We start from the raw sequence: 23,635 nt of genomic DNA, 5'->3' as shown, positions 1-23,635 counted from the left end.
GCCACCGCCCGCACGGTGTTCTCCGACGTTCCGACCCGATCCGCGATCACGGCCCGATCGGCCACCGGTCCGGCGTTCTCGTCCGACTCCAGCAGCACCCGCGCCCGCATGATCATCCGTGCCGGATGAATCCCGGAGGTGGTCAGCTTGACCAGGAACTCACGATCGGCAGCCGACAACCCGATCGTGAACACCTTTGCGCGAGGCATCGTGAGGGCATCCTCTCAGCAGCAGGAGTGAACTGCGAGAACTCGTACACCACATAGAGCCTGATTTAGCGGCGACACGCTACTAGCCAGTGCGCGACTTCGGTTCGGGCATCGCGTTCGGCCGAGCCGGGGTCCTCGGCGGAGCCTTCCAGGTCGAGGCGGAACCCCGAGCGCCATCCACCGCTGCGCTGCTTGATCAGCCAACCGGACGGATCCTGATCGAGCTGGGCCAGGTCGTCATCACTCATCGGACACTGCAGAACGCCGACGGTGACGTGAAAGCGACGCATACGGACTCCTCCAGGGTGGTGGCAGCCGGACCGGGAGGGCGGCGACGGGCCGGAGCACTGCCCTGTGGTCGCGGGCGCGGTGCTGGGTCGTTGGTCAGCTCACGGACGCCGACGGAGCTGCGACCGGGTGCGGTTGTGGTCCAGGATCCCCGCCCGAGGTGGTCGGTCCGCCGTGGTCGATCTTGCCGTGCGGTGGGCGAGGCGAGCTTGACTCAGGATGGCTCGGCCCCGGGTCCACGGCTGATGGTGCCCTGATCGGCCGCGTCGTCATCGTGAGCGTCGTCCTGTGTGCCGTCCTCGGAATCGGTGCGGGTCTGATCTTCCCGATGTCCGAGAACCGTTTCCTCGAGTGCGTCCAGAGCTTGCTCGGGGCCGGCGGCCGGGTCGTCTTCGTGTTCGTTGCGGTCGGCGATGCTGCCTCCTGGTTAGGTCATTTCGTGAAGCACCTGCACGCTGCCCGCCGCTTGTCCGCGGCGCGGTCCTGCCAGGGTCCCCCTCGGGGCTGCGACTGCGCTACCTCGACGACGCGGTACGGGCGCGCCGGTGAGCCGGTCGACGGTTGCCGCCCGGCACGACGGGTAGCCGGCGTCGGCAGCCCCCCGCCGCCGACCCGGGAGGAGGTCTGATGGACGACCGGCCGTATGCCGGTGCCGTGGAGACGCACTCGGGGGTCGTATTCGCCGTCGCCGACCACGTCTACAAGGCGAAGAAGCCGGTCGACCTCGGTTTCCTCGACTTCCGCACCCTGGAGCAGCGACGGGAGGTGTGTCATCGGGAGGTCGAGCTCAACCGGCGCTTGGCCCCGGACGTCTACCTCGGGGTGGCCGACGTCGTGGGCACCGACGGCGCGGTCTGTGACCACTTGGTGGTCATGCACCGGCTGCCGCAGGAGCGATCGTTGCAGGCGCTGGTCGATGCCGGGCCGGCCGAGGAGTCGCTGCACGACCGCGTCGGTGAGGTGGCCGACGTGCTCGCCCGGTTCCACTCCGGCGCGCAGCGCTCCCCGGAGATCGATGAGCAGGCCGGGACGGCGGCGCGGCGCGCGCAGTGGCGCGCCAACCTCGACGGTCTCCGGCCGTTCGCCGGCGACCCGCTCGACGCGCAGACGTTGGACGAGGTCCAGCGGCGCGCGTACGGCTTCATCGAGCACCGGGCGCCGCTGTTCGATCGACGGATCGCCGAGCACCGGATCGTCGACGGGCACGGCGACCTGCTGGCCAACGACGTGTTCTGCCTCGCCGACGGGCCGCGCCTGCTCGACTGCGTCGAGTTCGACGACCGGCTGCGCTTCGTCGACGGCCTCGACGACGCCGCCGCCCTGGTGATGGACCTGCACCAGCAGGGGCATCCCGAGCTGGCCCAGACGTTCCTGCGGCGATACTGCGAGCGGGCCGACGACCCGGCGCCCGAACCGCTGCTCGACCTGTTCGTGGCCCACCGGGCCGCGATCCGGGCCAAGGCGGCCTGCCTGCGCCACGAGCAGGGCATCGACACTGATGCCGCCGGACAGGCCCGCGCACTGCTCGACCTCTCCGTGACCCGGCTTCGGCAGGCCACCCCGCGGATGATCCTGGTCGGCGGGCCGCCGGCATCGGGCACGACCACGCTCGCGCGGGCGGTGGCCGAGCGGATCGGGGCGGTGGTGCTGTCCAGCGACCGGGTGCGCAAGGAGATCGCCGGGCTCGATCCCGATGCGCAGGCGCCGGAGGGCGCGGACCTGTACTCCGCCGAGCACACCGAGCGGACCTACGCCCAGCTGTGCCGCCAGGCGGCCCACCAGACCGGGCACGGCGCGTCGGTGGTGCTGGATGCGAGCTGGACCCGCGCCGCAGCGCGCGAGCACGCGGCCCGGGTGGCGCAGGAGGCGGGAGCCGATCTGATCGCGCTGCGGTGTGTGGTCGACCGGGAGACCGCGGCAGCACGAGCGGCCGAGCGGGGTTCCGGACGCTCCGACGCCGGGCCCGAGGTCGCCCGACGTCTGCACGACGCCGCCGATCCGTGGCCTGAGGCGCACCCCATCGACACCGACAGCAGTCCCGCGCACGCCACCGAGCAGGCGCTCGAGGTGCTGCAGCGATGAGAAGGACCCGCGCCGGCAGTGCAGGGACTCCCGCCATCCGGCCTGTCACCCGGCGCGCACAGCGGCGAGCGACCGCGTGATCACAGCCGGCCACGCGTCGGACACCAGCAGACGGGTAAGGGCCGGGCGTGACCAGTTGCCCTCGTGTGCGACGACTCCACCGCGCGAGTCCCCGCCATCGGCGAAGGACCGCGCCGCCGCGGCGACCGCGCTGCCCGCACGAGCTGGTGACGCCGGCGGACGAACGGGACGATGATCGATGTTGAAGCACCTGCTGGATCGGCTCCTCGGCCGCGGCCCCGCCGAGGACGTCGAGCCCGACCCGAACCTGGCCAACACCCGGGCCACCGGCGGGATGCCGTCGCAGGCCGGCGACGCCGCGGCCAGCACCGGGACCGGAGCCACCGGCGAATACGTCGGTCGCATCGCGGGCCAGGATGAGGGATTCGCCGGACACACCGGCGCCGAGGAACGGGCCGACTCCGACCGGACCGAGCCCGGGGCGCGACGGCGCCGGTGAAGACCGTAGCGAGGTCCCAGCCTTTGAGCGACTCGTGCCGGGCGCCTGCTGTTCATTCGGACCGGGCGGCGCGCCGTGACCACGACGGACGGTGCCCAGCACCGCAACGGAGTCGTCACGTGGCCCGCTCGGCCGCCGACGCCCCCGCGGGGCTATCGCCTGCAGCACCGCAGCAGCGCCACAGGCATGCTCGCCGCCCCGGCGGGTAATCGCCGGTCGATGACCAGCGCACCCACCGAGGCCACACCGGCCCCTCGCTCCCGCCCGGAGCCCGACGACCTCGCCGCCGTGGATGCCTGGTGGCGAGCCGCGAACTACCTGTCGGTGGGCCAGATCTATCTGATGGCCAACCCGCTGCTGCGCGAGCCGCTGCGGCCGGAGCACATCAAGCCGCGGCTGCTCGGGCACTGGGGGACCACGCCCGGCCTGAACTTCGTGTGGGCGCATGTGAACCGGGTGATCAGCCGGGACCGGCAGGCGGCCCTGATGATCACCGGGCCCGGCCACGGCGGCCCCGGCGTCGTCGCGGCGGCCTGGCTGGAGGGCAGCTACACCGAGCGTTGGACGCACGTGTCCCGCGACGCCGAGGGGATGGCGGAGCTGTTCCGCCAGTTCTCCTTCCCCGGCGGCATCCCCTCGCACGCCGCGGCGCAGACCCCCGGCTCGATCAACGAGGGCGGTGAACTGGGCTACTCGCTCGCGCATGCTTACGGGGCCGCGTTCGACAACCCGGACCTGCTGGTCACCTGTGTGATCGGTGACGGCGAGGCCGAGACCGGTGCGCTGGCCGGGTCGTGGCAGTCGAACACCTTCGCCCACCCGGTGCACGACGGCACCGTGCTGCCGATCCTGCACCTCAACGGCTACAAGATCGCCAACTCGACGGTGCTGTCCCGAATCCGCGCCGAGGACCTCCAGGCGCTGCTGGAGGGCCACGGCCACCTCCCCTATCTGGTGGAGGGCGGCTTCGACGGGGAAGACCCGGCTGCGGTGCACCGGCGGATGGCAGCGACGCTGGACGAGATCACCGCCGAGATCCGCCGGATCCGCGAGCGGGCCGCCGAGCAACACCGGGCCGGCCGGGACGTGGAGCGGCCCCGCTGGCCGGTGCTCGTGCTGCGCACCCCGAAGGGGTGGACGGGCCCGACCGAGGTCGACGGTCGCCAGGTCGAGGGCACCTGGCGAGCCCACCAGGTCCCGCTGCCCGGCGTGCGCGACGACGACGACCACCGTGCTCAACTGGAGCGCTGGCTGCGCTCCTACCGCCCCGAGGAGCTGTTCGACGACGACGGCCGCCCACGCGAGCACCTGTCTGCTCACGTCCCGTCCGGCGACCTGCGGATGAGCGCGACACCGCACTCCAACGGCGGCGAGCTGCTGCGCGATCTACGGCTACCCACCATTGCCGAGCACGCCGTCGACGTGGCTGCCCCGGGCGCGGTCTCGGTGAGTGCGACCGGGGCGCTGGGCGGCTGGCTGGCCGAGGTCGTCCGCCGCAACCCGGAGACGTTCCGGATCATGGGCCCGGACGAGACCGTGTCGAACAAGCTGCAGGCCGTGTTCGACGTGACCGACCGGCAGTTCCTGGGCCGGCTGGAGGCCGGCGACGAGGACGTGGCCCGGCACGGCCGGGTGCTCGAGGTCCTCAACGAGCAGCTCTGCCAGGGCTGGCTGGAGGGTTACCTGCTGTCGGGCCGCCACGGGCTGTTCAACTGCTACGAGGCGTTCGTCCACATCGTCGACTCGATGTTCAACCAGCACGCCAAGTGGCTCGAGGAGAGCCGAGGAATCCCGTGGCGGCGCCCGGTCGCAGCGCTGAACTACCTGCTGACCAGCCACGTCTGGCGTCAGGACCACAACGGGTTCTCGCATCAGGACCCGGGCTTCCTCGACCACGTGCTGAACAAGCAGCCCGAGATCGTGCGCGCCTACCTCCCGCCGGACGCCAACACGCTGCTCGCCACCATGGAACACTGCCTCGCCTCACGGGATCTGATCAATGTGGTCGTCGCCGGGAAGAACGAGCAACAGCAGTGGCTCGGACCGGACGAGGCGCGGGCCCACTGTGTCCGCGGGATCGGGCTGTGGGACTGGGCCTGCACCGACGCCGGCTCCGAACCCGATGTCGTGCTCGGCTGCGCCGGCGACGTGCCCACGATCGAGGCGCTGGCCGCGGTCGACCTGCTGCGTACCCACCTACCAGGGCTGAAGGTGCGGCTGGTCAACGTGGTCGACCTGATGCGCCTGCAGGACGAACGGGCGCACCCACACGGCCTGTCCGACCGCGACTTCGACGGGCTGTTCACCACCGACAAGCCGGTGATCTTCGCCTACCACGGCTACCCGTGGATGATCCACCGCCTCACCTACCGGAGGACCAACCATCCGAACATCCATGTGCGCGGCTACGTCGAGGAAGGCACCACCACGACCCCGTTCGACATGGTGATGCTCAACGACCTCGACCGCTTCCACCTGGTCATCGACGTGATCGACCGGGTACCGGGACTCAACGTCGCGCACGCGGCGCTGCGCCAGCACATGGTCGACGAGCGGCTGCGCTGCCGCGACCACACCCGCCGGACCGGCGCCGACGCACCGGACATCGTCGACTGGACGTGGCCGGACACATGAGGACGCTCGTGATCAACGCCGGATCGTCGTCGCTCAAGCTCGCGCTGCTCGACCAGGACGACGGCACGGTCCGCACCCTCGACACCGACACCGTCGACCCCGACGGGCTCGCCGAAGCCCTGCCCGGCCTCGCCGGCGACCCCCCGCCGGACGCGGTCGGGCACCGGGTCGTGCACGGTGGTGACGAGTTCACCGGCCCGGTCGCCGTCGACGATGCCGTGCTGGATCGGATCGACGCGCTGCGCGGGCTCGCCCCGCTGCACCAGGGCCCGGCCCTGGACGCGCTGCGCCGGGCCCGCGCGCTGCTGCCCGACGCGGCCCATGTGGCCTGCTTCGACACCGCGTTCCACCGCACGATCCCGGCCGCAGCCGCCACCTACGCCGTGCCGGCCCGCTGGCGCACGGAGTTCGGCGTACGCCGCTACGGCTTCCACGGCATGGCCCACGAGTGGTCGACGCGCCGGACCGGCGAACTGCTCGACCGCGATCCGGCCGACCTGCGGATCGTCAACGCGCACCTCGGCGCCGGCGCATCGCTGTGCGCGATCGACCGGGGCATCTCGGTCGACACCACGATGGGCTTCACCCCCACCTCCGGGCTGGTCATGGGCACCCGCAGCGGCGATCTGGACCCGGCCGTGCCGCCGTGGCTGGCCGGGCGCGGTCTCGACCCCGACGACGTCGCCGACGCGCTGAACCGAGACAGCGGCCTGCTCGCCCTGGCCGGCGAGTCCGACCCGCGACACATCCAGGACGCCGCGGACGACGGTGACGCCCGTTCCGCCGCCGCACTGGACGTGTGGGCCCACCACGCCCGAGCCGGGGTGGCCGCGATGATCGCCGCACTCGGTGGACTGGACGTACTGACCTTCAGCGGCGGCGTCGGCGAACACCAGCCACGCATGCGCGAACGAGCCGTGCGCGGCCTGGAGTTCCTCGGGCTGCGCCTCGACCCCGCCCGGAACGACGAGGCCCACAGCGGCGACGCCGTGCTGTCCCCGGACGGCGCCGCGGTGACCACGGCCGTCGTCACCGCTCGGGAGGACGTGGTGATCGCCGAGCAGGTCGCCGCAGTCCTTGGCTGAGCGCGAACGCCGCCATCAGGCCAGACCGCGGTACCGAGATGCTCCGGCCCCGAACGGTGAGCCGGACCCCCGGTAGGCGTTGAGCCGCATGCAGGTGGCAGTCCGACGCGGCCGAAGCCTGCACGGACCACTCTCCGGCCGAGCGGGGTGGCTACTCCGTGCTCATCCGGTCGACCGAATCCCGACCCTCGGGGCCCGCCGTGTGGTGCAGGGTCGAGGACCCCGTGGGATCGCCCGCACCGGGTCTGTCGGGGCGCTCCGTGCTCTCGGGCCTGGGCTGGTGCAGCGCCCGCGCACCCTTGCGGGTGCGGGCGGGATCGACCTTCCGGTCGGGGTGCCGCCGCACGTACTCGCGTTCGAGCTCGCCGGTGCGACTGGAGTGCTCGGCCAACGCATCCGACGAGCCGTGCAAGAACGTGGTGTGCCGGGTCATGTGCAAGTGTTCAAGCTCGCGCACCAGATCGGCCTCGGCAAGCTCGTCAGGGCGAACACCGGGCATGTCGATCACCTCAACCACTTCGATTCCTCAGGCTTACCGCGCCATGCTCGGGCACTCAACCACTGGAAGCCATTTCGCGCTCGGCTGGGCGCTTTCGGGCAACCGAGGCCGAACGACCGGCGTCGGTGCCGCGGCCCTCGGCGGGGGCGATGACCACCTACACCGCGGTGCTGCTCACCACACCGCCGGCCTGGCACGACGCGCCCGGGAGACGCCGGTCGTCTTCGGCGCCAGCGCGGTATCCGCCGCGGGCGGGCTGTGGCCTGCTCGGAGCATCGGCCGCTCAGGGGCCAAGTTCTGTGCTGGGCCGCCGCGTGAATGGGTGCGAGCCACGCGCGGCCGAAGCCACCGGGCGCGTAGCCCATGTGCTCGGTGGTGGAGCATCTCTCGCAGGGCGCGCCCACCTCCGGTCAACGCCAGCTCACCGGCGTGAACGCGGTCGCTTACCCGTCGAGCATCCTGGAGGAAGCTGGCGCTGATCGAGCTCGCCGGAACGGGTTCCGCCGCCGGTGGAAGTCGGGAACCGAGTCCAAGCCCCCGGTATGCCGCTGTGGCGGCCGGGTACATGGCCGCCGACGCCAGGCAGGACCGCGTACGAGGAGGAGTGCTCGATGGTCATCGATGTGCCGGCTACCGAACAGCCTGACTTCGGCGAGGGGCGATTGTACTTCGTCGGCAACGCCACGACGGTGATCCACTACGGCGGGTTCTCGATCCTCACCGACCCGGCCTTCCTCCACGCCGGCGACCACGTGCACCTGGGCCACGGTGCCTACGCACGCCGGGAGGTCGAGCCGGCGTGCCAGATCTCCGAGCTGCCCCCGCTGGACCTGGTCGTCCTGTCCCACCATCACGGCGACCACTTCGACGACGTCGCAGCCCGCGAGCTCGACAAGAGCCTGCCCATCGTCACCAACGAACATGCGGTCGGCCTGCTGCACGAGCAGGGCTTCACGCAGAGCTACGCCCTCGACACGTGGGAGTCACAGGAGGTGACCAAGGGCGACTCCCGGCTGCGGGTGACCTCGATGCCCGGCAAACACGCACCCGACCACGTCGCCGGGCTGCTGCCGCCCGTGATGGGCAGCATGCTGGACTTCTACGACGGTGACGATCATCGGTTCCGCCTCTACATCAGCGGGGACACGCTGCTGCACGACCGGCTCTACGACATCCCCCGCTGGTACCCCGACATCGACCTGGCGCTGATCCATGCCGGCGGGACCACGCTGCTCGGCACAGTCGTGACCATGACCGGCGAACAAGCGGTGCGCTGCGTGGAGATCATCGAACCGCGCACGGCCGTCCCGATCCACTACAACGACTTCTCGGTGTTCCAGTCCGGCCTCGACGACGTCAAACAGGCGGCCGAGGCCTCCTCGGTGGACACCGAGTTCCACTACGTCTCCCACGGTGACGAGTATCGGTTCCGCCCGTCCTCATGACCCGACCTCGGCGTTCGGGTCGACCATGACGCTGATGTGGGAGATAGCTGCGTGGTACTCGCTGAGGTGTTGCTGGGCGTGGGCCAGCGCCTCACGGGTCTGGACGAGCCGGGTCACGGTCTCGAGCAGCCGCCCCGCCGGGCTGGCCCCCTCGTCGTCGCTGAGGATGCGGGTGTCGCCGTAGTGCGTGACCTGCTCCTCGAGCACGAGCGCGACCTGGTACGTGCGGTCGAGCAGTTCGGACAGTGCCCAGCCCCAGGTGTGGAAGTCGTCGTGGCTCGGGTTCGGATCATCGGCCTGCTGCTGCACGACCGCTGCGAGCTGGTTGCAGATCGTGGTCAGGGTGTCTTGGAGCTCAGTCACGATCACTCCGTTGATGTCGTCGTATCGACGCCGGAGACGGTAGACCGTCGAGCCGCCGGATCGGCGGTACCCCGGCGCATGTTGCCGGTCGTCGTGCGTCGGAAGCGCGAGGTCAGCCGTGAGCACCACTTCTGCATGGCCGCGCGACCGCCGAGCTGGCCGTCCACGGCTTCGGAGACCTGTTCCCAGGCCCTCCCCCCGCCGCCCACTTCAGATGCCGCAGCAGCGCCCGCTCGTGCTCGTCGGCGGGCGCCGCGCAGCTCCTCGACGAGCCGCAACGCCGCGCCCGCCTCACCCTCGTACAGCTCGTACGCCGTCGTCGTTGCTCGGGGGCGGGTGGGCCCCGGAGCACGGTGCACCGGGCGTGCTGCCGACTCGTAACGGGAACAGAGCCAGCGGCCCTCGCGTTCTTCGCCGGTCCTGCGCCAAGCAGCGGTGTTCACCGCGAACCGTCGAATCGAAGGCGCGACTTTGGCATCGGTGCCCCACCGGCCGGGTACCACACCAGATAGCGCACCGTGACAAGTGCAGAGGCGCGGCGCTGTGACTGTGACTAGGGATGTGGAGCCGCCATGACCGATTCGGAATCGGAGCGGATGGCACGTCAGGACCTGCCGCCCGACCTCACCGATCCCGGCGACGCAGCCGCCGCTGCGGAGCTCGCCGAGGCTGAGCGCCAGGTCAGCCAAGGCGGTGGCACTCCCGAACAGGTCGCCGGAGCCGCCGCCGCCCGCAGAGCCCGTACCGAGTCCGATCGCATCCAGGCGTGGCGCCGCACCACCGGCCGATAAGCGCCGTACCGACTGTCCGAGCTGGTCGGCGGCGACAAGCGCGGACCAGAGATCACCCGCGGTCACTCCGGGAGCGGGCAGTGTTCGTCAACGGTGTGTACAAGACTCGGCGTGCTGGCTGGTGGGCGGCATCGTGCTTGCAGCCGGGATCGGATGTGGGCAATCCCGGTACTGGGGCCGAGCCATCCAGCGACCGTCGGCCTCCGGGGCTGTGCTGCCACCCGCTCGCCCGATCGTCCGGCAGCCGGTTCCGGCTCGACGACGCGGCCACGTCCGACGCCGACGGCATTGCGCCCGACCGCGAGAACACCCGCGTCGAGAGCCCGGTCATGCGCCTCGGCGGCCGGCAACCCCACCAGCTCAGGCACCGTAATCCTGTTCTCGATGGCGCGGTCGTCGGCGGCGGTCCTGCGCGACTGGTTCGTATGCATGGTCACCTCCTGCGCCAGACCCCGTCGTGGGGGCGTTTGTACCCGGTTGTCCGCCCGCTCATGCCGCGGCCGGTAGCAGGCGGCGCCGCGTGCCGCCCGGCCGAAGGCGGGGCCCGGACGGGCGGGATCCGAGGCCCGCCTGGTCGCGAAGAGGCGAGTGCGGATCGTGGCACCGGTGGACGCGACTCCCACGAGTACGACACAGCGTCCTGGCATGCCATGACCCGTGGCGACCACATACGCCGACCTGCGGACGATACGTCCAGCGGGCGCGGCGGCCCGCAGACAACAACGGGCCGGTGGGGGTGGGGCAACCGGGACAGTCGTTGATGCCGACACCGGCGCCGTCCTCGCTCGGTCGCCTGCCCCGTACGCACCGGTGTCCTCAGCGGTCCGGCAACCGGCGCCGCGGCCCTCGAACGGGTACTGCGGCCACAAGTACCTGCTCTCGCATCGGCTGCGCTCGGCGCAATCTGCACACCGGCCGTGTCCGGCAGACCCGGCCGGGCGTGCCCCCCGCGGGCACGGGTAGGCGGGCTGGACGCCGACGACCGAGGAGAAACTCATGCCGGATCCGGGCAGCCACGCCTACGACGTCAAGCGGACCCGACTGCGCGCCCAGTACGACGACGAGGGCACCCGTCACACCAATGACGGCAAAGCCGACCGCGCCGCGAACGCCGAACTCGAACGCGACTACCCGCCGAGAACGCTCGGTGACCCGGACCGTGCCGCCGGGCCGCGCGGGGAGCGGGGCGGCTCCGGCGCCGGCGGGGAAGCGCTCACGCTGCGCAGCACCGCGTTCGTCGACCAGGACCTGATCCCGGCCGAGTCGCTCGAGCTGGGCCCGCCGCTGGAGTGGACCGACACGACGGGTGCCACCGCCGAGTACGCCCTGGTCTGCGAGGACCGCGATGCCGACGACGCCGTGTACTGGTTGGCCGTCGGAATCCCGAAGCAGGTCACCGGCATCACCTCGGCCTTGGCGCTACCCGACGGCGCGATAGCCGGGCACGCCGATGACGGCACGGTGGGATGGCGGGCGCCGCAGCCGCCGGTCGGCGACTCGCACCGGCTGGTGTTCCGGTTGCTGGCAGTGGACCGCCCGCTCGGGCTCGGCAAGGGCGTGACGCCGGCACAGCTGCAGGAAGCGGCCGAGGGGCACGTGATCGCGCACGGCACGCTGGTCGGCGTGGTGACCCGGTAAGGGGGCGAGGTGCTCGACCCCTCCGGAAGCGACGAGACCGCCCGGGCGGTGCGCGCGACCGCCCGCCGGCTGCACACCGACGCCGACCTGGACGACCTCGTCGAACGCGCAGGCGACGCCCGCCTGGTGCTGATCGGCGAGGCCTCGCACGGCACCCACGAGTTCTACGCCTGGCGCGACCGCCTGACCCGGCGCCTGGTCGCCGAGCACGGCTTCGGGTTCGTCGCGGTGGAGGGCGACTGGCCGGACTGCCGCCGGGTGCACCGCTTCGTGATCGGCGATCCGGACGTCCCCGCGGACCCGGCGCAGGTGCTGCGCAGCTACGACCGGTGGCCGACCTGGATGTGGGCCAACACCGCGGTGCGCGATGCGGCGTCCTGGCTGCGCGAACACAACGCCGCGGTACCGGCCGCGGAACGCGTCGGTTTCCACGGCCTCGACGTGTACAGCATGTACCGGTCGATGGACGCGGTGCTGGAGTGGCTCACCGAGCACGAGCCGGAGCTGGCCGACGCCGCGCGGGCCGCCTACGCGTGTTTCGAGCCGTTCGGGTCCGACCCGTTCGAGTACGCGCGCGCCACCCGCTGGGTGCCGCAGAACTGCGAGGCGCCGGTCGTCGACGTCCTGACCGCGTTGTGCGAGCAGCACACCCGCCGCGACGACGGCGAGGGCCGGTTCGCCGCGGAGCAGAACGCGGCCGTGGTGGCCGGGGCCGAACGCTACTACCGCACCGCGGTCCGCGGTGGCGCCGCATCCTGGAACGTGCGCGACGAGCACATGGCCGACACCCTCGACCGGTTGCTCGAGCATGCCGGCCCCGGCGCCAAGGGAGTGGTGTGGGCACACAACACCCACATCGGCGACGCCGCGGCGACCGACATGGCCGAGCACGGGATGACCAACCTGGGCCGGCTGGCCCGCGAGCGGCACGCCGACGGCGGGGTCGTGCTGGTCGGCCAGGCCGGACACCGCGGCGAGGTCGTCGCCGGGAACCACTGGGGCGCGCCCGCGCGCCGGCTGACCGTTCCGGCCGGCCGCGCAGGCAGCGCCGAGGACCTCCTGCACCGGGCACTCGGTGACCAGCCCTCGGTGCTGTCGTTCCCGCCGACGGCCGAGCAGCCCGCCTGGCTGCGGACGACGCTGGACCACCGCGCGATCGGCGTGGTCTACCACCCCGAACGCGAACGCGCCGGCAACTACGTGCCCTCCACGCTGGGCGGGCGCTACGACGCGCTGCTGTGGTTCGGCGACACCACCGCACTGGCACCGTTGCGGCCCGAACCGGGCGACGACCCGGAACCGGAGACCCGACCGTCCGGGGTATGACGGCCGGCCCAAGTCGCTCTTCGTGGCGAGCGGGCCGCAGGCTGATCACTACGCCCTCGGTCTGGCCAGTGTCTGGACGACCAGCGCCGATCCGGATCAGGCCGGCCACACCGGGTGAACGGCTCACCGGCAGACGACAGGCACCGCAGCGCCGGACCGGGCGGCTCGTTCTGGTCAGCGCCCTACCGGCTGCGGTAGGACGACGGCGCGGCGGCGACGTTGCCACCCGCACTGACGAGGTCAACTCGGCATGCTGTCCGTCGGCCAGCTACCGAGGACATCGCAGAACCGTGCCGACGCATCAGGTACTCGGCGGAGCTCGATCGGACGGGCCGCGTCCGCTCGCCCGGGTCGGACGTCTTGCGGGTCGTCGTGTCCTTGACCAGCTCGACCTCCCAACGCCACAGACCGAGGCACCCGTCGCCGCACGGTGCCCGACGATCGACAGCTCAAGCAGCATGCGCAGGTGTCCCGAGCTGCGTCAGCGAGCACGTTGTCGTGGAGGAGCTCCGCTCCATGAGCTCGACGGTGGCCGACATACCCCAGGACGGGCCCTCACTGCGGCTCATCGGACTGCGAGCGTCTGCTGCGCCCGCGCAGACCGACCAGCCGGCGCCCGGTCTTCTCCACGCTGCGCTGCAGCCCGAGGTAGGGCATCTGCCGGCGAGCCGGACCGAGCGCGGCGACCACCCCCAGCACGACGAAGACCACGGCGACCGCCACCGACCCGCCGTTGGTGTTGAGCGGCCCGGACGGCAGCACGCCGAACACCCCGGTGAGCAGGCACAGCAGCGCCTCGACCGCACCCACGACCAGCAGCACCCAGCCGTAGGCGCGGGCGGCCGACAGCCGGGTCGCGCACAGCAGCCCAACCACCCCGAGAACCAGGTGGGCCACGTCGCGGAGCGGGTCCACCGCCACCCCGAGCAGCTCCCGGCTGGCCTCAGGCACCCCGGGCAGGCCGCTGTAGCGGAACCCGATCATGCCGTAGAGCAGCAGCGCGAACGCGGTCAGCAGCACCAGCAGCTGCGGCCACGGGAACACAGCGTGGCCGTGCGAGTGGTGTTCGGACTGGACAGGCATCTCGGCCTCCCGGCCTCGCTCGAGCACCACACCATCTGGCGTGGAGTCCGCGCATACCCGGTCCCACGGGATCAATGCACACCGGCGCGGGTGTGCCACGATCCGATCGTGGGTAGAAGCCCACGGTGACCCGCACCCAGCCCCCCGGCAGCGTCCGCCCCCAGGCCGTTCCGTCGGCGTCACTGCCGCCCCGCCCGTCCCGGGGCGGGCGCCTGCTCGCGATGCTGCGCACGACCGACCCGAAAGACGTCGGGCTGCTCTACCTGGTCACCGCGTTCGGGTTCTTCCTGGTCGGCGGCGCGATGGCACTGCTGGTGCGCGCGGAGCTGGCGCGCCCGGAACTGCAGTTCCTGTCCACCGAGCAGTACAACCAGCTGTTCACCATGCACGGCACGATCATGCTGCTGCTGTATGCGACCCCGATCGTGTTCGGGTTCGCGAACTACATCGTGCCGCTGCAGATCGGCGCCCCGGACGTCGCGTTCCCCCGGCTCAACGCGTTTTCCTACTGGCTGTTCCTGTTCGGCGGGCTGATCGTGCTGGGCGGGTTCCTCACCCCGGGCGGGGCCGCGGACTTCGGCTGGTTCGCCTACACCCCGCTGTCGGACGCGACCCACTCCCCCGGCCCGGGCGGAAGCCTGTGGGCAAGCGGGCTGATCGTGTCCGGCCTGGGCACCATCCTCGGCGCGGTCAACATGATCACCTCGATCGCCTGCATGCGGGCGCCGGGGATGACGATGTTCCGGATGCCGATCTTCACCTGGAACATCCTGTTCACCTCGGTGCTGATCCTCATCGCGTTCCCGGTCCTGACCGCCGCACTGTTCGGCCTGCTCGCCGACCGCAACCTCGACGCCAACGTCTTCGACCCGGCCAGCGGCGGAGCGGTGCTGTGGCAGCACCTGTTCTGGTTCTTCGGCCACCCCGAGGTCTACATCGTGGCGCTGCCGTTCTTCGGGATCGTCACCGAGATCATCCCGGTGTTCGCCCGCAAGCCGTTGTTCGGCTACAAGGGCATGGTCTACGCCAGCGTCGCGATCACCGTGCTGTCCGCGGTGGTCTGGGCCCACCACATGTACGCGACCGGGGCGGTGCTGATGGCGTTCTTCTCGCTGACCACGTTCATGATCGCCGTGCCGACCGGGATCAAGTTCGTGAACTGGATCGGCACCATGTGGCGCGGTCGGATCACCTTCGAGACACCGATGCTGTTCTCCCTCGGCTTCCTCGCCACGTTCCTGCTGGGCGGCATGACCGGAGTAATGCTGGCGTCACCGCCGCTGGGGTTCCACATGTCCGACACCTACTTCGTCGTGGCCCACTTCCACTACGTGCTGTTCGGCACGATCGTGTTCTCGGTGTTCGCCGGCGCCTACTTCTGGTTCCCGAAGATGACCGGCCGGATGCTCGACGAGCGGCTCGGGAAGCTGCACTTCTGGACGATGTTCATCGGCTTCCACCTGACGTTTCTGGTCCAGCACTGGCTGGGCAACGAGGGCATGCCACGCCGCTACGCCGACTACCTGCCCACCGATGGGTTCACCCTGCTCAACACCCTGTCCTCGATCGGGGCGTTCCTGCTCGGCGCGTCCACCCTGCCGTTCCTGTACAACGTGTTCCGCAGCTACCGCTACGGCAGGGTGGCCGGTGTGGACGACCCGTGGGGCTTCGGGAACTCGCTGGAGTGGGCGACCACCTGCCCGCCGCCGCGGCACAACTTCACCGAGCTGCCGCGGATCCGGTCCGAGCGACCGGCGTTCGAGCTGCACCACCCGCACACGGTGGAGCGGGCACGCGCCGAAGAAGATCCGAAGGACCCCGGACGACCCCACACGTCGACGCCGTAGTGGTCGGCGCCGGCCACAACGAATCTCCTCCCGCTGACCTGCTCGCCGACGCCGGATGGGACGGCCCGGCATTCGAGACAGCCGCCAGCGCTCCCGAACCCGGCCGCTGGTGCGGGCGAAGGCCGCTCGCGATACCCCGCCGTGGTGCCGGGCCGGCGAGCGCGCACGGTGTGAGCGGGCGGCACCGCGGGTAGCCCGGGCGCATGACCGACCCGCACCGCGACGAGGACTGGCACGACCAGGACGCCGAGCCGGCCGAGCCCACGATGACCGCGCCTCCAGAGGATCGCCCCGACGCAACGCCGTCCGCGATCGACCGCGAAGGCCGCGACGACAGCCCCGACGCGGTCGACACCGACGACGAGCAGTGACGCTGACCTGCCGCCCGCCGGCCCCACCCGGACGGGTGGGGCCGTCTCCGGTTACGGCCGGCTCGGACGGGTAGCACCACTACTGTGTGGCGTCGGAACGACAGGAACCCGGCCTCGTCCCCGCGATCCCGGCGCGCGTGTTGGCGGCGTCTTGCGGTCCTTGTGCTCGGCGCCGGCGGCCTGCTCGGCTCGCTCGTGTTGAGCATGCTCGCAGTCGCGTACTGGCTGCCGGCGCCGCTGCTGGTCGCTCCGGTGGCCGCTGCGATGGCGACCGTGGTGTATGTGGCCAACCGCAGCCGCAGAGTGCCACCGAGCACGCCCCCCACCACCGATCCCCTGCAGTCGGTTCCCGGGACACGCGTGCCGAAGCCGTCTCCGGCCTCCATCGCACGGTGGCCATGTGGCCGACGGGGCGGCATCGGCGTGTACCTCCCCACGGGTGGGATCGCCCGACGGCGACCGGGCGATCCCTCACCGGGTACGGCGAGTTCGCGGAGACGGGCGCATGCGCAGAGCACGGCCGTGCAGGCCGGCCCCCGGGGGGTGTCTCTATGGGGTTGTCAAGCCGCGAGAGGCGCTGGCGAGGGGCTTGGAGCCCGGTAAGGCTGGCGGTCGCGGAGCATGGCGTAGATGACGTCGAGCCGGCGGCGGGCCAGGCAGATCACCGCGGCGTTGTGCTTCTTCTTCTCGGCTTTCTTGCGGTCGTAGTAGGCCCGGCTGGTCGGGTCGGCCAGCGACGCGAACGCGGAGAGGAACAGCGCAGACTTCAGGGCGTGGTTGCCCCGTTGGGAACGGCTTTCGCCCTTGATCGAGGATCCGGATCGTCGGGTGACCGGAGCTAGGCCGGCGTAGGCGGCCAGGTGGGCGGCGCTGGGGAACGCCGACCCGTCACCAACGATGGTGAGGATCTTGATCGCGGTCCTGACCCCGAGTCCGGGCATCGAGGTCAGGACCGGTCCAAGAGGGTGGGCCTCCAACCGAGCCTCGAGCTCGGTGGCGAGCTGGTCGCGTTCGGTGTGGACCTCGCGCAGCTGACCCGCAACGCCGCTGATGACCCGGGCGAACGCGGCCGTTCCCGGAATGACCACGCTCTGGGCGAGCAGGGCGGTGAGGATCTGGGCGGGCAGGGTGCGCGCCAACCGTGGCGAGCGCGGGGCCATCACCGCGGCCATGCCCTGGGCCCCGAGCTCGGCCAGCGCGGCCGGGGTGGGCGCGGCCGCGAGCAGATCAAGCACCCCGCCGCGGTCCAGCCGTGGCCCGAGCAGGCGTTCCAGTGCGGGGTGGACGTGCAACAGGGCATCGCGCAGCCGGTTGCTCAGCCGGGTGGACTGCCCGGCGAGGTCGTCGTCGTAGCCGGCCAGCACAGTGAGTTCGGCGAGGGTCTCCTCGTCGCCGCGGATGCGCCGCAGCGTGTGGGGCATGGTGCGCGCGGCGTCGGCGATGACGTGGGCGTCGCGGGCATCGGTCTTGGCCTGGCCGGGGTGCAGGTCAGCGATGCGGCGCATCGCCAGCCCGGGCAGGTAGGCCACCTCCACCTCCAGGTCGCGGGCGACCGCGACGGCCAGCGCGCCGATCGAGGCCGGCTGGTCGACGACCACCAGAACTCGTCCGTGCTCGCCCAAGCGCTCGAACACCGTGCGCAGCGCGGTCTCGTCGTTGGGCAGTGCCTTGTCGTGCAGCCGCCGCCCGGCCGCGTCGAGGGCGCACGCGTGGTGTTCGGACTTGCCGACGTCCAGCCCGCAGAACACCGCGAACGGGACCGCCGACGCCGCCTCGGAGTTACTCAACCGCGGCTCCTTCATCGTCGCGGCAGGCCGACCTGGACACCCGCGCCGGCAGCCACGTTACGAGAAGACCACGCAAGCGAGTCAGGTCTCTATCAGCGGTCGTTGGCGCCCTCCGACCACGGTGACAACACCCCCCAGATCATGAACAACAGGGGGACTGAGTCATGCCATGGCCAGCGGCCTGCAAGCCCTGTCCGGGCTTGATCAAGAAGGTAACGGGGGGTGCGATACCGGCCCGCCGCAGTCGGCGCGCAGTCGGCTCGGTGAGCGCATCGGCCGATCCGATTCCGGCCGGAGCCGGCTCCGTGGCGGAACAGAGCAGCTCGTCGCCAGGACCGACGGGTCCGTGCAGGGTTCTGCCCAGGTGCGCTGACCTGCACGATCACGAGCGTGTTCAGGCGCGGGGACCCTGCTGGGTCCCCGGGAGCCGACGTATGTGATCTTCACGCCGGGCCCGCCGCCACCGCACGAAGCCTTCACCATCAGCGGGTAGCCCAGCTCCGCGGCACGGGCGGCAGCGCGGGACCGTCCGGTGCGGGCCAGCAGCTGGGCACCGATGCAAGCCTGAGGACCGCGCCGCCCCACTCGGACGCCGCCGTCCGGACGTGACCCGCCCGGGAAGCACCACCGTCCCAGTCTCCATGTGTGGGACGCCAGAGTGCCCGGTGGTGGTTTGCATCCTGGCGCAGCGGTCATCCCCGCACCATGCGGGTCGTGGTCGTAGGCGCTACAGGCAATGTCGGCACCAGCGTCGTGCAGGCGCTCACCGCGGAGCCGCAGGTCAGCTCGGTGCTCGGGCTGGCGCGGCGGGTGCCGCACTGGCGCCCGGACGGGGTGGAATGGGCCGCCGCGGACATCGCCTCCGACGACCTGGTCCCGCACCTGCGCGGCGCCGACGTCGTGGTGCACCTGGCCTGGCTGTTCCAGCCCACCCACGACCCCGTGCTGACCTGGCGGGTCAACGCACTCGGCGGGATCCGGGTGTTCCGCGCGGCGGTCGAGGCGGGGGTGCCCGCGCTGGTCTACGCCTCCTCGGTGGGGGCGTACTCGCCGGGACCGAAGGACCATCCGGTCGACGAGAGCTGGCCCACCGACGGCTGGCCGACTGCCGGCTACACCCGGGAGAAGGCTTACCTGGAGCGGGTACTGGACAGCTTGGAGGCCGAGCACCCGCAGCTGCGGGTGGTGCGCATGCGACCGGGGTTCATCTTCAAACGCGAAGCGGCAACCGAGCAACGACGCCTGTTCGCCGGCCCGCTACTGCCCCACCCGCTGGCCCGCACGGGCCTGATCCCACTGGTGCCGGACCTGCCCGGACTCCGGTTCCAGGCACTGCACTCCCTCGACGTCGGCGAGGCGTTCCGGTCCGCGGTGGTGCGCCCGGTCCGCGGCGCATTCAACCTGGCCGCCGACCCCGTGCTCGACGCCGCCGAACTCGCCAAGCTGCTGGACGCGCGGGCCCTGCGGCTGCCGACCCCGGTCGTGCGCACCGCCCTGGCCGCGGCCTGGCAGCTGCACCTGCTGCCGGCCTCACCGCACCTGTTCGACGCCGTGCTCCGGTTACCGATCCTGGACACCACCCGCGCCCGCGACGAGCTCGGCTGGCAACCACAGCACAGCTCCCTCGACGCCATGCAGGAGTTCCTCGACGGACTACGCGACGGCGCCGGGATGGACACCCCACCGCTCGCGCGGAGCACCAGCGGCCCCCTGCGCAGCCACGAGATCGCCACCGGGGTCGGTGCCCGGCCGTAACCGAGCCACGTGAGCCGCAGCTTCGCGCTACCGGGCGGATGTGTTGTCCATACGTGAGCGCACAGTGCCGCAACCATAGCGGTGTGTGAACTGAGTTACATTCGGGTAGTGGGCGGCCATGACGGTCACCGATGCCGCACTCGTTGCAGCTGACGATGTCCCAATTTCAACTGTTCTGAGGGCCCCCGGGCGCGGCGCAGAGTCGGCCATGCAGATCTGCTGGCGTTGTATGCGGCCGGTCCAGTTCTGCGCCTGCCCGTAAGTGCCTTGCCACCCGCGCCGGCGCCACGGTCCCGGGCGTAGCAGGAGCGGCGTTCCCGGCCGTACCCGCCAGGCCTCGATCTGTACGCCGCCGGGGTGCCTGCAGCCGGGCGCAGTGGACATGGGGTTGTGCCCCGCGGAAGGTTAGCGCCAGAGGGCAGGTGAGGCCGCAGCTCCCGCCGGTCTCGAGTCGCCGCGGTCGGTTGCGGGCTCGGAGCGAGGATCATCGATCCAGCCGATGAGGCGAGAGTCGCCCGGCGGGGGTGCCCGGGCGGCTGCGGTTTGGCCGGTCCGGGCGTCGGGATGATCGACCGCATGCGGGACCGGCTCACCGGCCGCTCATACAGCTGACCGACGGCGGCGACGCGCTCGGCCCGGATAGTCGGTCGCGTTGTCCACCGGCACTCCGTCCGCCTGACCGTCGACCCCGGGCCGGGCACTGTCTGGGGGTGAGGGCGGAAGGGCTCTCCCTCCACCGCCCGTCCTGGTGGGGCGGGCAGTAGAGGGTGTGGCCGCGCGGCTCAGCTCCGCGACGTCCGGCCCGGCCAGATACGGGACCCCGCCGCGCCGCCGGCCGCGGCGGCCAGCGCAGAGATCCCAAGCGCGAGAACCGCCCAGCCGGCGGTATCCCGGGCCAGCCCGACAGCCTCCGGGGCGCCGATCGTGCCGAACCCGCCAAACACCGTCCCGGCGTAGCCGACCAGCGCGCCGCCGCCGCCGATCGCCAGTGTCATCAGCAGGACTGTGGTGAGCGCCCACGTCACGACGCCGTTGACCAGGCCGTCATCAGGACGGTCCCACAGCGCGCTGGCGCCGGTGGCGAGACCTCCGAGTAGGTAGGCGATGAGGCCGGCGATCGCGGAGACCACCATCGCGGTGGTCGACCCGCCACCGTCCAGATCCAGCCAGCCGAATGTGAAGAACAGCAGCTGCAACACGACGTTGGTCGTCAGCGTGGTCAGGGCTCCGGTCCAGACTGCGCCCCACCGGATGCGGTCCAGGCGGTGCGCGGTATCGGGAGGCCGCGCAGTGGCCCGGGGTTGAGCCGGTGTCGCTCGGTCGGTGGACGTATCAGTCGCGGTCTCGTGGGCGCTGCTCATGGTCGCTCCTCTCTCGTAGGGGCCCTCGCCTACCCGGGAACGTGCGGGCAAACGTTGCGCCCGGGTCTGTTGCGCGGCCATGTCGCGTCGGGCCGTGTCCGTGCTCGCTCGGTAGCTACCGAGTCCCGTCCGATCGCGATACACCGGTGACCCGGCGTTGCTCGGATGTCGTCATCCCGTCATGACGGTGCGCACGATCTCGTCGTAGACGGCCGGGTCGTCGCCGTCGAGGACGGGGTAACCGGCCCCGGGCTGGCCGAACTGGTGGAACCTGATGCCCGGGTTGTGGTGGTCGGACCCGTCGGGCAGGAACAGGTGCGGGCTGCCGGATACGGCGTCGCGGTGGGTGAGGTAGTCGTCGATCATCGGCCCGCGGGCTCGGCCGTCGTCCACGGCCTCGCGCACGTGGTCGGCGTCGACCTGCTCGCACGCCCCGGCCACGTCCAGGATCTCGTGACGCAGGCTGATGCAGCGACTGTCGCGCCAGAACGCCAGCCGCAGCGCCATGTCCAGCTCCTCGGCCGCGGCAGCGGACTGTATCCGGGCTGCGTGCACGGCCTCGTTCGCCGGCGCGGACGTCACCGGATAGGCCGACGGCCTCCCGTGCCACGGCACGATGCCCAGGTCGGGTTCGAGCGGGCCGATCACCGGCTTCTCGGGCTCGATGACGTCGCTGGTCAGCGGCGTGGTGTTGATGTCCTCGAGCAGGAACAACCGCAGCTCGACGGCCAGCCGCTCTTCCATCCCCGCACGCTGCCGGGCACGGTAGAGGCGGTGCAGGGCCAGCGTGGACCAGCCACACATCACATCGGTGTAAACGATCACGGTGTGCTCGACGGGGTCCGGTCGGGTCATGTTGACGCGGCTACCCGGGCTCGTCGGGGCGCTAACGGACCGGTTCCGCCCGGTCCGTTCCGTGGCTCGCATGGCCGGGTAGATGGCGCCATGGCAGATAGGGCAAGGTTCTTGGCGCTGGTGACCGGCGCGTCGTCGGGCATCGGCCGGTACATCGCCCGCGAGCTCGCCGGGCGCGGCTACGACCTGGTGGTGTGCGCCGAGGACGCCGAACTCGACGCGGCCGCCCGGGAGTTCCGCTCGTTCGGGGCGCAGGTGCGCCCGGTGCGGGCCGACCTGCGCGCACCCCGGGAGGTGGAACGGCTGTGGTCGGAGCTCTGCGGGCTGGGCCGGCCACTTGCGGTCGCGGTACTGAACGCGGGCGTGGGGCAGGGCGGTCCGTTCGTCCGGACCGACCTCGACGGCGAGCGCTCGATCATCGACCTCAACATCACCTCGACGGTGCACCTGAGCAAGCTGGTGCTGTCCGGCATGGCCGACCGCGGGGAGGGACGGCTGCTGATCTCGTCCTCGACGGCGGCCACCATGCCGGGCACCTACCAGGCCGTCTACAACGCCTCGAAGTCGTTCCTGCAGTCGTTCAGCCTGGCCGTGCGGGCCGAGCTCGCCGACACCGCCGTGACCGTGACCGCGCTGATGCCCGGCCCCACCGAGACCGAGTTCTTCGACCGGGCCGGCATGTCCGACACCCGGATCGGCGCGGGGAGCAAGGACGACCCGGCCCAGGTCGCACGGCAGGGTGTCGAGGCGATGCTCGACGGGAGGGAGAAGATCCTGGCCGGCTCGCTGCCGAGCCGGGCCCAGGGCGCGGCGAATGCGGTCCTGCCGGAATCGGCGAAGGCCGCCGTGCACGGTCACCTGGCCGAACCCGGCTCCGCGGAGTGACCGTCCTGCGCGGCCACTCCTGCACCCGGGGGGCAGGACGGCGACCTGATGCGCCGGGTTCTGCTGCGCGGTCGACACCGGCGCATGTCCACCACCACGTCGACAACAGCGTGCACGGCGGACTCGACGACTCCGCCGGCACATCGCTGGGTCTTGGCCAGCCGTGGACACGCCGCGCCCGCCTGGCCCGCGAGGACGGACCTTCCACCGACCCCACACCGGGATCCGCGGGGCCACACCAGCCGACCGCGTCACCAACCTCTCCGGATCACACACCTAGACGCAGGCACTCGGGGCATCATGCGAGAAGTCTGCGGGGACGAACACTGACCTGACCGAACTCGGCCAGCTCGCCGCAGGCCAGCTCGCAGGCGTCGACCTTGAGCGCGAGGAGATCACCACGGTGGCGCCAGCCGTCATCAGACCGCGGTGGCCATCGTCGGTACCGGGTGTGGGTTCGCGCAGCCTGGGGGGCGGCGCTGGGCCTCAGCCTTCGCGCGGCCCGAGCCTGTCACGATTCCCGTGTAAGCCACGGGTGACTAATGCCGTTAATGTATCACAGAGGAAGTCGTCCGGGGAAGAGGACGACCAGCGTGTTCAGAGCCGTTTTCCAGCCGTGTGTTCCAGTTCCGGATTCACCTCCCCTTCTGCTCGAGATGTTCCGGAGTCCGAGGTAGAGTAGCTTCATCGCTGCCTCGTCGGAGGGAAAGTGCCCGCGGGTCTTGGTGATTTTCCGGAGCTGGTAGTTGATGGATTCGATGGCGTTGGTGGTGTAAACGATGCGCCGCAGTTCCGGTGGGTAGTCGAGGAA

General features: G+C 71.3%; 21 protein-coding genes and 1 pseudogene. 12 read left to right on the top strand and 10 right to left on the bottom strand.

What is annotated here, in order from left to right; translation table 11 throughout:
• Positions 1–209 (bottom strand): annotated as a pseudogene (locus BM093_RS30745) (helix-turn-helix domain-containing protein); the annotation flags it as partial.
• A gap of 65 nt (positions 210–274) precedes the next feature.
• On the bottom strand, positions 275–499 hold the full coding sequence (locus tag BM093_RS30740) for a hypothetical protein (protein WP_093355189.1): 225 nt from the start codon (positions 497–499) through the stop codon (positions 275–277).
• A gap of 625 nt (positions 500–1,124) precedes the next feature.
• Between BM093_RS30740 and BM093_RS30730 the strand changes: the two genes are divergently transcribed.
• From BM093_RS30730 to BM093_RS30715, 4 genes are all read left to right on the top strand, one after another.
• Positions 1,125–2,579 (top strand): bifunctional aminoglycoside phosphotransferase/ATP-binding protein, encoded by a 1,455-nt coding sequence (locus BM093_RS30730; RefSeq protein WP_093355183.1) that lies wholly within the window; start codon positions 1,125–1,127, stop codon positions 2,577–2,579.
• 259 nt (positions 2,580–2,838) lie between these two features.
• Complete coding sequence (locus tag BM093_RS30725; protein ID WP_093355180.1) at positions 2,839–3,099, top strand: hypothetical protein; 261 nt, start codon at positions 2,839–2,841, stop codon at positions 3,097–3,099.
• Positions 3,100–3,318: 219 nt separating this feature from the next.
• Positions 3,319–5,733 (top strand): phosphoketolase family protein, encoded by a 2,415-nt coding sequence (locus tag BM093_RS30720; RefSeq protein ID WP_093355176.1) that lies wholly within the window; start codon positions 3,319–3,321, stop codon positions 5,731–5,733.
• Positions 5,730–6,818: an acetate/propionate family kinase gene (locus BM093_RS30715; protein WP_093355201.1), complete on the top strand. Its 1,089-nt coding sequence runs from the start codon at positions 5,730–5,732 to the stop codon at positions 6,816–6,818. The genes BM093_RS30720 and BM093_RS30715 overlap by 4 nt, the downstream gene beginning before the upstream one ends.
• Before the next feature lie 151 nt (positions 6,819–6,969).
• Here BM093_RS30715 and BM093_RS37655 read toward each other — a convergent pair whose 3' ends face one another.
• On the bottom strand, positions 6,970–7,335 hold the full coding sequence (locus BM093_RS37655) for a DUF6158 family protein (protein WP_245773906.1): 366 nt from the start codon (positions 7,333–7,335) through the stop codon (positions 6,970–6,972).
• A gap of 593 nt (positions 7,336–7,928) precedes the next feature.
• Between BM093_RS37655 and BM093_RS30705 the strand changes: the two genes are divergently transcribed.
• Entirely contained in the window at positions 7,929–8,762 is an 834-nt protein-coding gene (locus BM093_RS30705; protein ID WP_093355172.1) for an MBL fold metallo-hydrolase, read from the top strand.
• On the opposite strand, the gene BM093_RS30700 is transcribed toward BM093_RS30705, so the two are convergent.
• Positions 8,757–9,125: a hypothetical protein gene (locus BM093_RS30700; protein WP_143105620.1), complete on the bottom strand. Its 369-nt coding sequence runs from the start codon at positions 9,123–9,125 to the stop codon at positions 8,757–8,759. The two genes, BM093_RS30705 and BM093_RS30700, sit on opposite strands and share 6 nt — an antisense overlap.
• A gap of 572 nt (positions 9,126–9,697) precedes the next feature.
• Between BM093_RS30700 and BM093_RS30695 the strand changes: the two genes are divergently transcribed.
• Positions 9,698–9,916 (top strand): hypothetical protein, encoded by a 219-nt coding sequence (locus tag BM093_RS30695; RefSeq protein WP_093355163.1) that lies wholly within the window; start codon positions 9,698–9,700, stop codon positions 9,914–9,916.
• Between the two features lie 62 nt (positions 9,917–9,978).
• Here BM093_RS30695 and BM093_RS35490 read toward each other — a convergent pair whose 3' ends face one another.
• Positions 9,979–10,347, bottom strand: a complete 369-nt coding sequence (locus BM093_RS35490) for a PASTA domain-containing protein (RefSeq protein WP_143105619.1) — start codon at positions 10,345–10,347, stop codon at positions 9,979–9,981.
• A gap of 565 nt (positions 10,348–10,912) precedes the next feature.
• On the opposite strand from BM093_RS35490, the gene BM093_RS30690 reads away from it, so the two are divergent.
• Together BM093_RS30690 and BM093_RS30685 are read left to right on the top strand one after the other, a co-directional pair.
• Positions 10,913–11,554 carry a YbhB/YbcL family Raf kinase inhibitor-like protein gene (locus BM093_RS30690; protein ID WP_093355159.1) on the top strand — a complete coding sequence of 214 codons (642 nt, stop codon included), beginning with the start codon at positions 10,913–10,915 and terminating at the stop codon, positions 11,552–11,554.
• Between the two features lie 9 nt (positions 11,555–11,563).
• A complete protein-coding gene (locus tag BM093_RS30685) occupies positions 11,564–12,880 on the top strand; it encodes an erythromycin esterase family protein (protein ID WP_245773905.1) in 1,317 nt (438 codons plus the stop codon).
• 555 nt (positions 12,881–13,435) lie between these two features.
• Here the strand turns inward: BM093_RS30685 and BM093_RS30680 are convergent.
• Positions 13,436–13,963, bottom strand: a complete 528-nt coding sequence (locus BM093_RS30680) for a DUF4383 domain-containing protein (protein ID WP_143105618.1) — start codon at positions 13,961–13,963, stop codon at positions 13,436–13,438.
• Positions 13,964–14,145: 182 nt separating this feature from the next.
• Here BM093_RS30680 and ctaD point away from each other — a divergent pair, with 182 nt between their 5' ends.
• Positions 14,146–15,810: an aa3-type cytochrome oxidase subunit I gene (gene ctaD / locus BM093_RS30675; RefSeq protein WP_483880042.1), complete on the top strand. Its 1,665-nt coding sequence runs from the start codon at positions 14,146–14,148 to the stop codon at positions 15,808–15,810.
• Between the two features lie 203 nt (positions 15,811–16,013).
• Positions 16,014–16,181 carry a hypothetical protein gene (locus tag BM093_RS36335; RefSeq protein ID WP_177238804.1) on the top strand — a complete coding sequence of 56 codons (168 nt, stop codon included), beginning with the start codon at positions 16,014–16,016 and terminating at the stop codon, positions 16,179–16,181.
• A gap of 560 nt (positions 16,182–16,741) precedes the next feature.
• Here BM093_RS36335 and BM093_RS30670 read toward each other — a convergent pair.
• A complete protein-coding gene (locus tag BM093_RS30670; RefSeq protein ID WP_093355150.1) occupies positions 16,742–17,983 on the bottom strand; it encodes an IS110 family RNA-guided transposase in 1,242 nt (413 codons plus the stop codon).
• Between the two features lie 690 nt (positions 17,984–18,673).
• Between BM093_RS30670 and BM093_RS30665 the strand changes: the two genes are divergently transcribed.
• Positions 18,674–19,723 carry an NAD-dependent epimerase/dehydratase family protein gene (locus BM093_RS30665; protein WP_093355145.1) on the top strand — a complete coding sequence of 350 codons (1,050 nt, stop codon included), beginning with the start codon at positions 18,674–18,676 and terminating at the stop codon, positions 19,721–19,723.
• A 782-nt stretch (positions 19,724–20,505) separates the two neighbouring features.
• Here the strand turns inward: BM093_RS30665 and BM093_RS30660 are convergent.
• Positions 20,506–21,084 carry a permease gene (locus BM093_RS30660; protein ID WP_143105616.1) on the bottom strand — a complete coding sequence of 193 codons (579 nt, stop codon included), beginning with the start codon at positions 21,082–21,084 and terminating at the stop codon, positions 20,506–20,508.
• 171 nt (positions 21,085–21,255) lie between these two features.
• Positions 21,256–21,939 carry a DsbA family oxidoreductase gene (locus tag BM093_RS30655; protein ID WP_093355135.1) on the bottom strand — a complete coding sequence of 228 codons (684 nt, stop codon included), beginning with the start codon at positions 21,937–21,939 and terminating at the stop codon, positions 21,256–21,258.
• 120 nt (positions 21,940–22,059) lie between these two features.
• On the opposite strand from BM093_RS30655, the gene BM093_RS30650 reads away from it, so the two are divergent.
• Positions 22,060–22,824: an SDR family NAD(P)-dependent oxidoreductase gene (locus BM093_RS30650; RefSeq protein ID WP_245773903.1), complete on the top strand. Its 765-nt coding sequence runs from the start codon at positions 22,060–22,062 to the stop codon at positions 22,822–22,824.
• A 556-nt stretch (positions 22,825–23,380) separates the two neighbouring features.
• Here the strand turns inward: BM093_RS30650 and BM093_RS30645 are convergent.
• On the bottom strand, positions 23,381–23,635 hold a 255-nt coding region (locus BM093_RS30645), incomplete at its 5' end, for a transposase (RefSeq protein ID WP_143105615.1).

Origin of the sequence: Pseudonocardia ammonioxydans (assembly GCF_900115005.1) — a bacterium.
Lineage (GTDB): Bacteria > Actinomycetota > Actinomycetes > Mycobacteriales > Pseudonocardiaceae > Pseudonocardia > Pseudonocardia ammonioxydans.
This window is presented reverse-complemented; position numbering and strand designations above follow the sequence as displayed.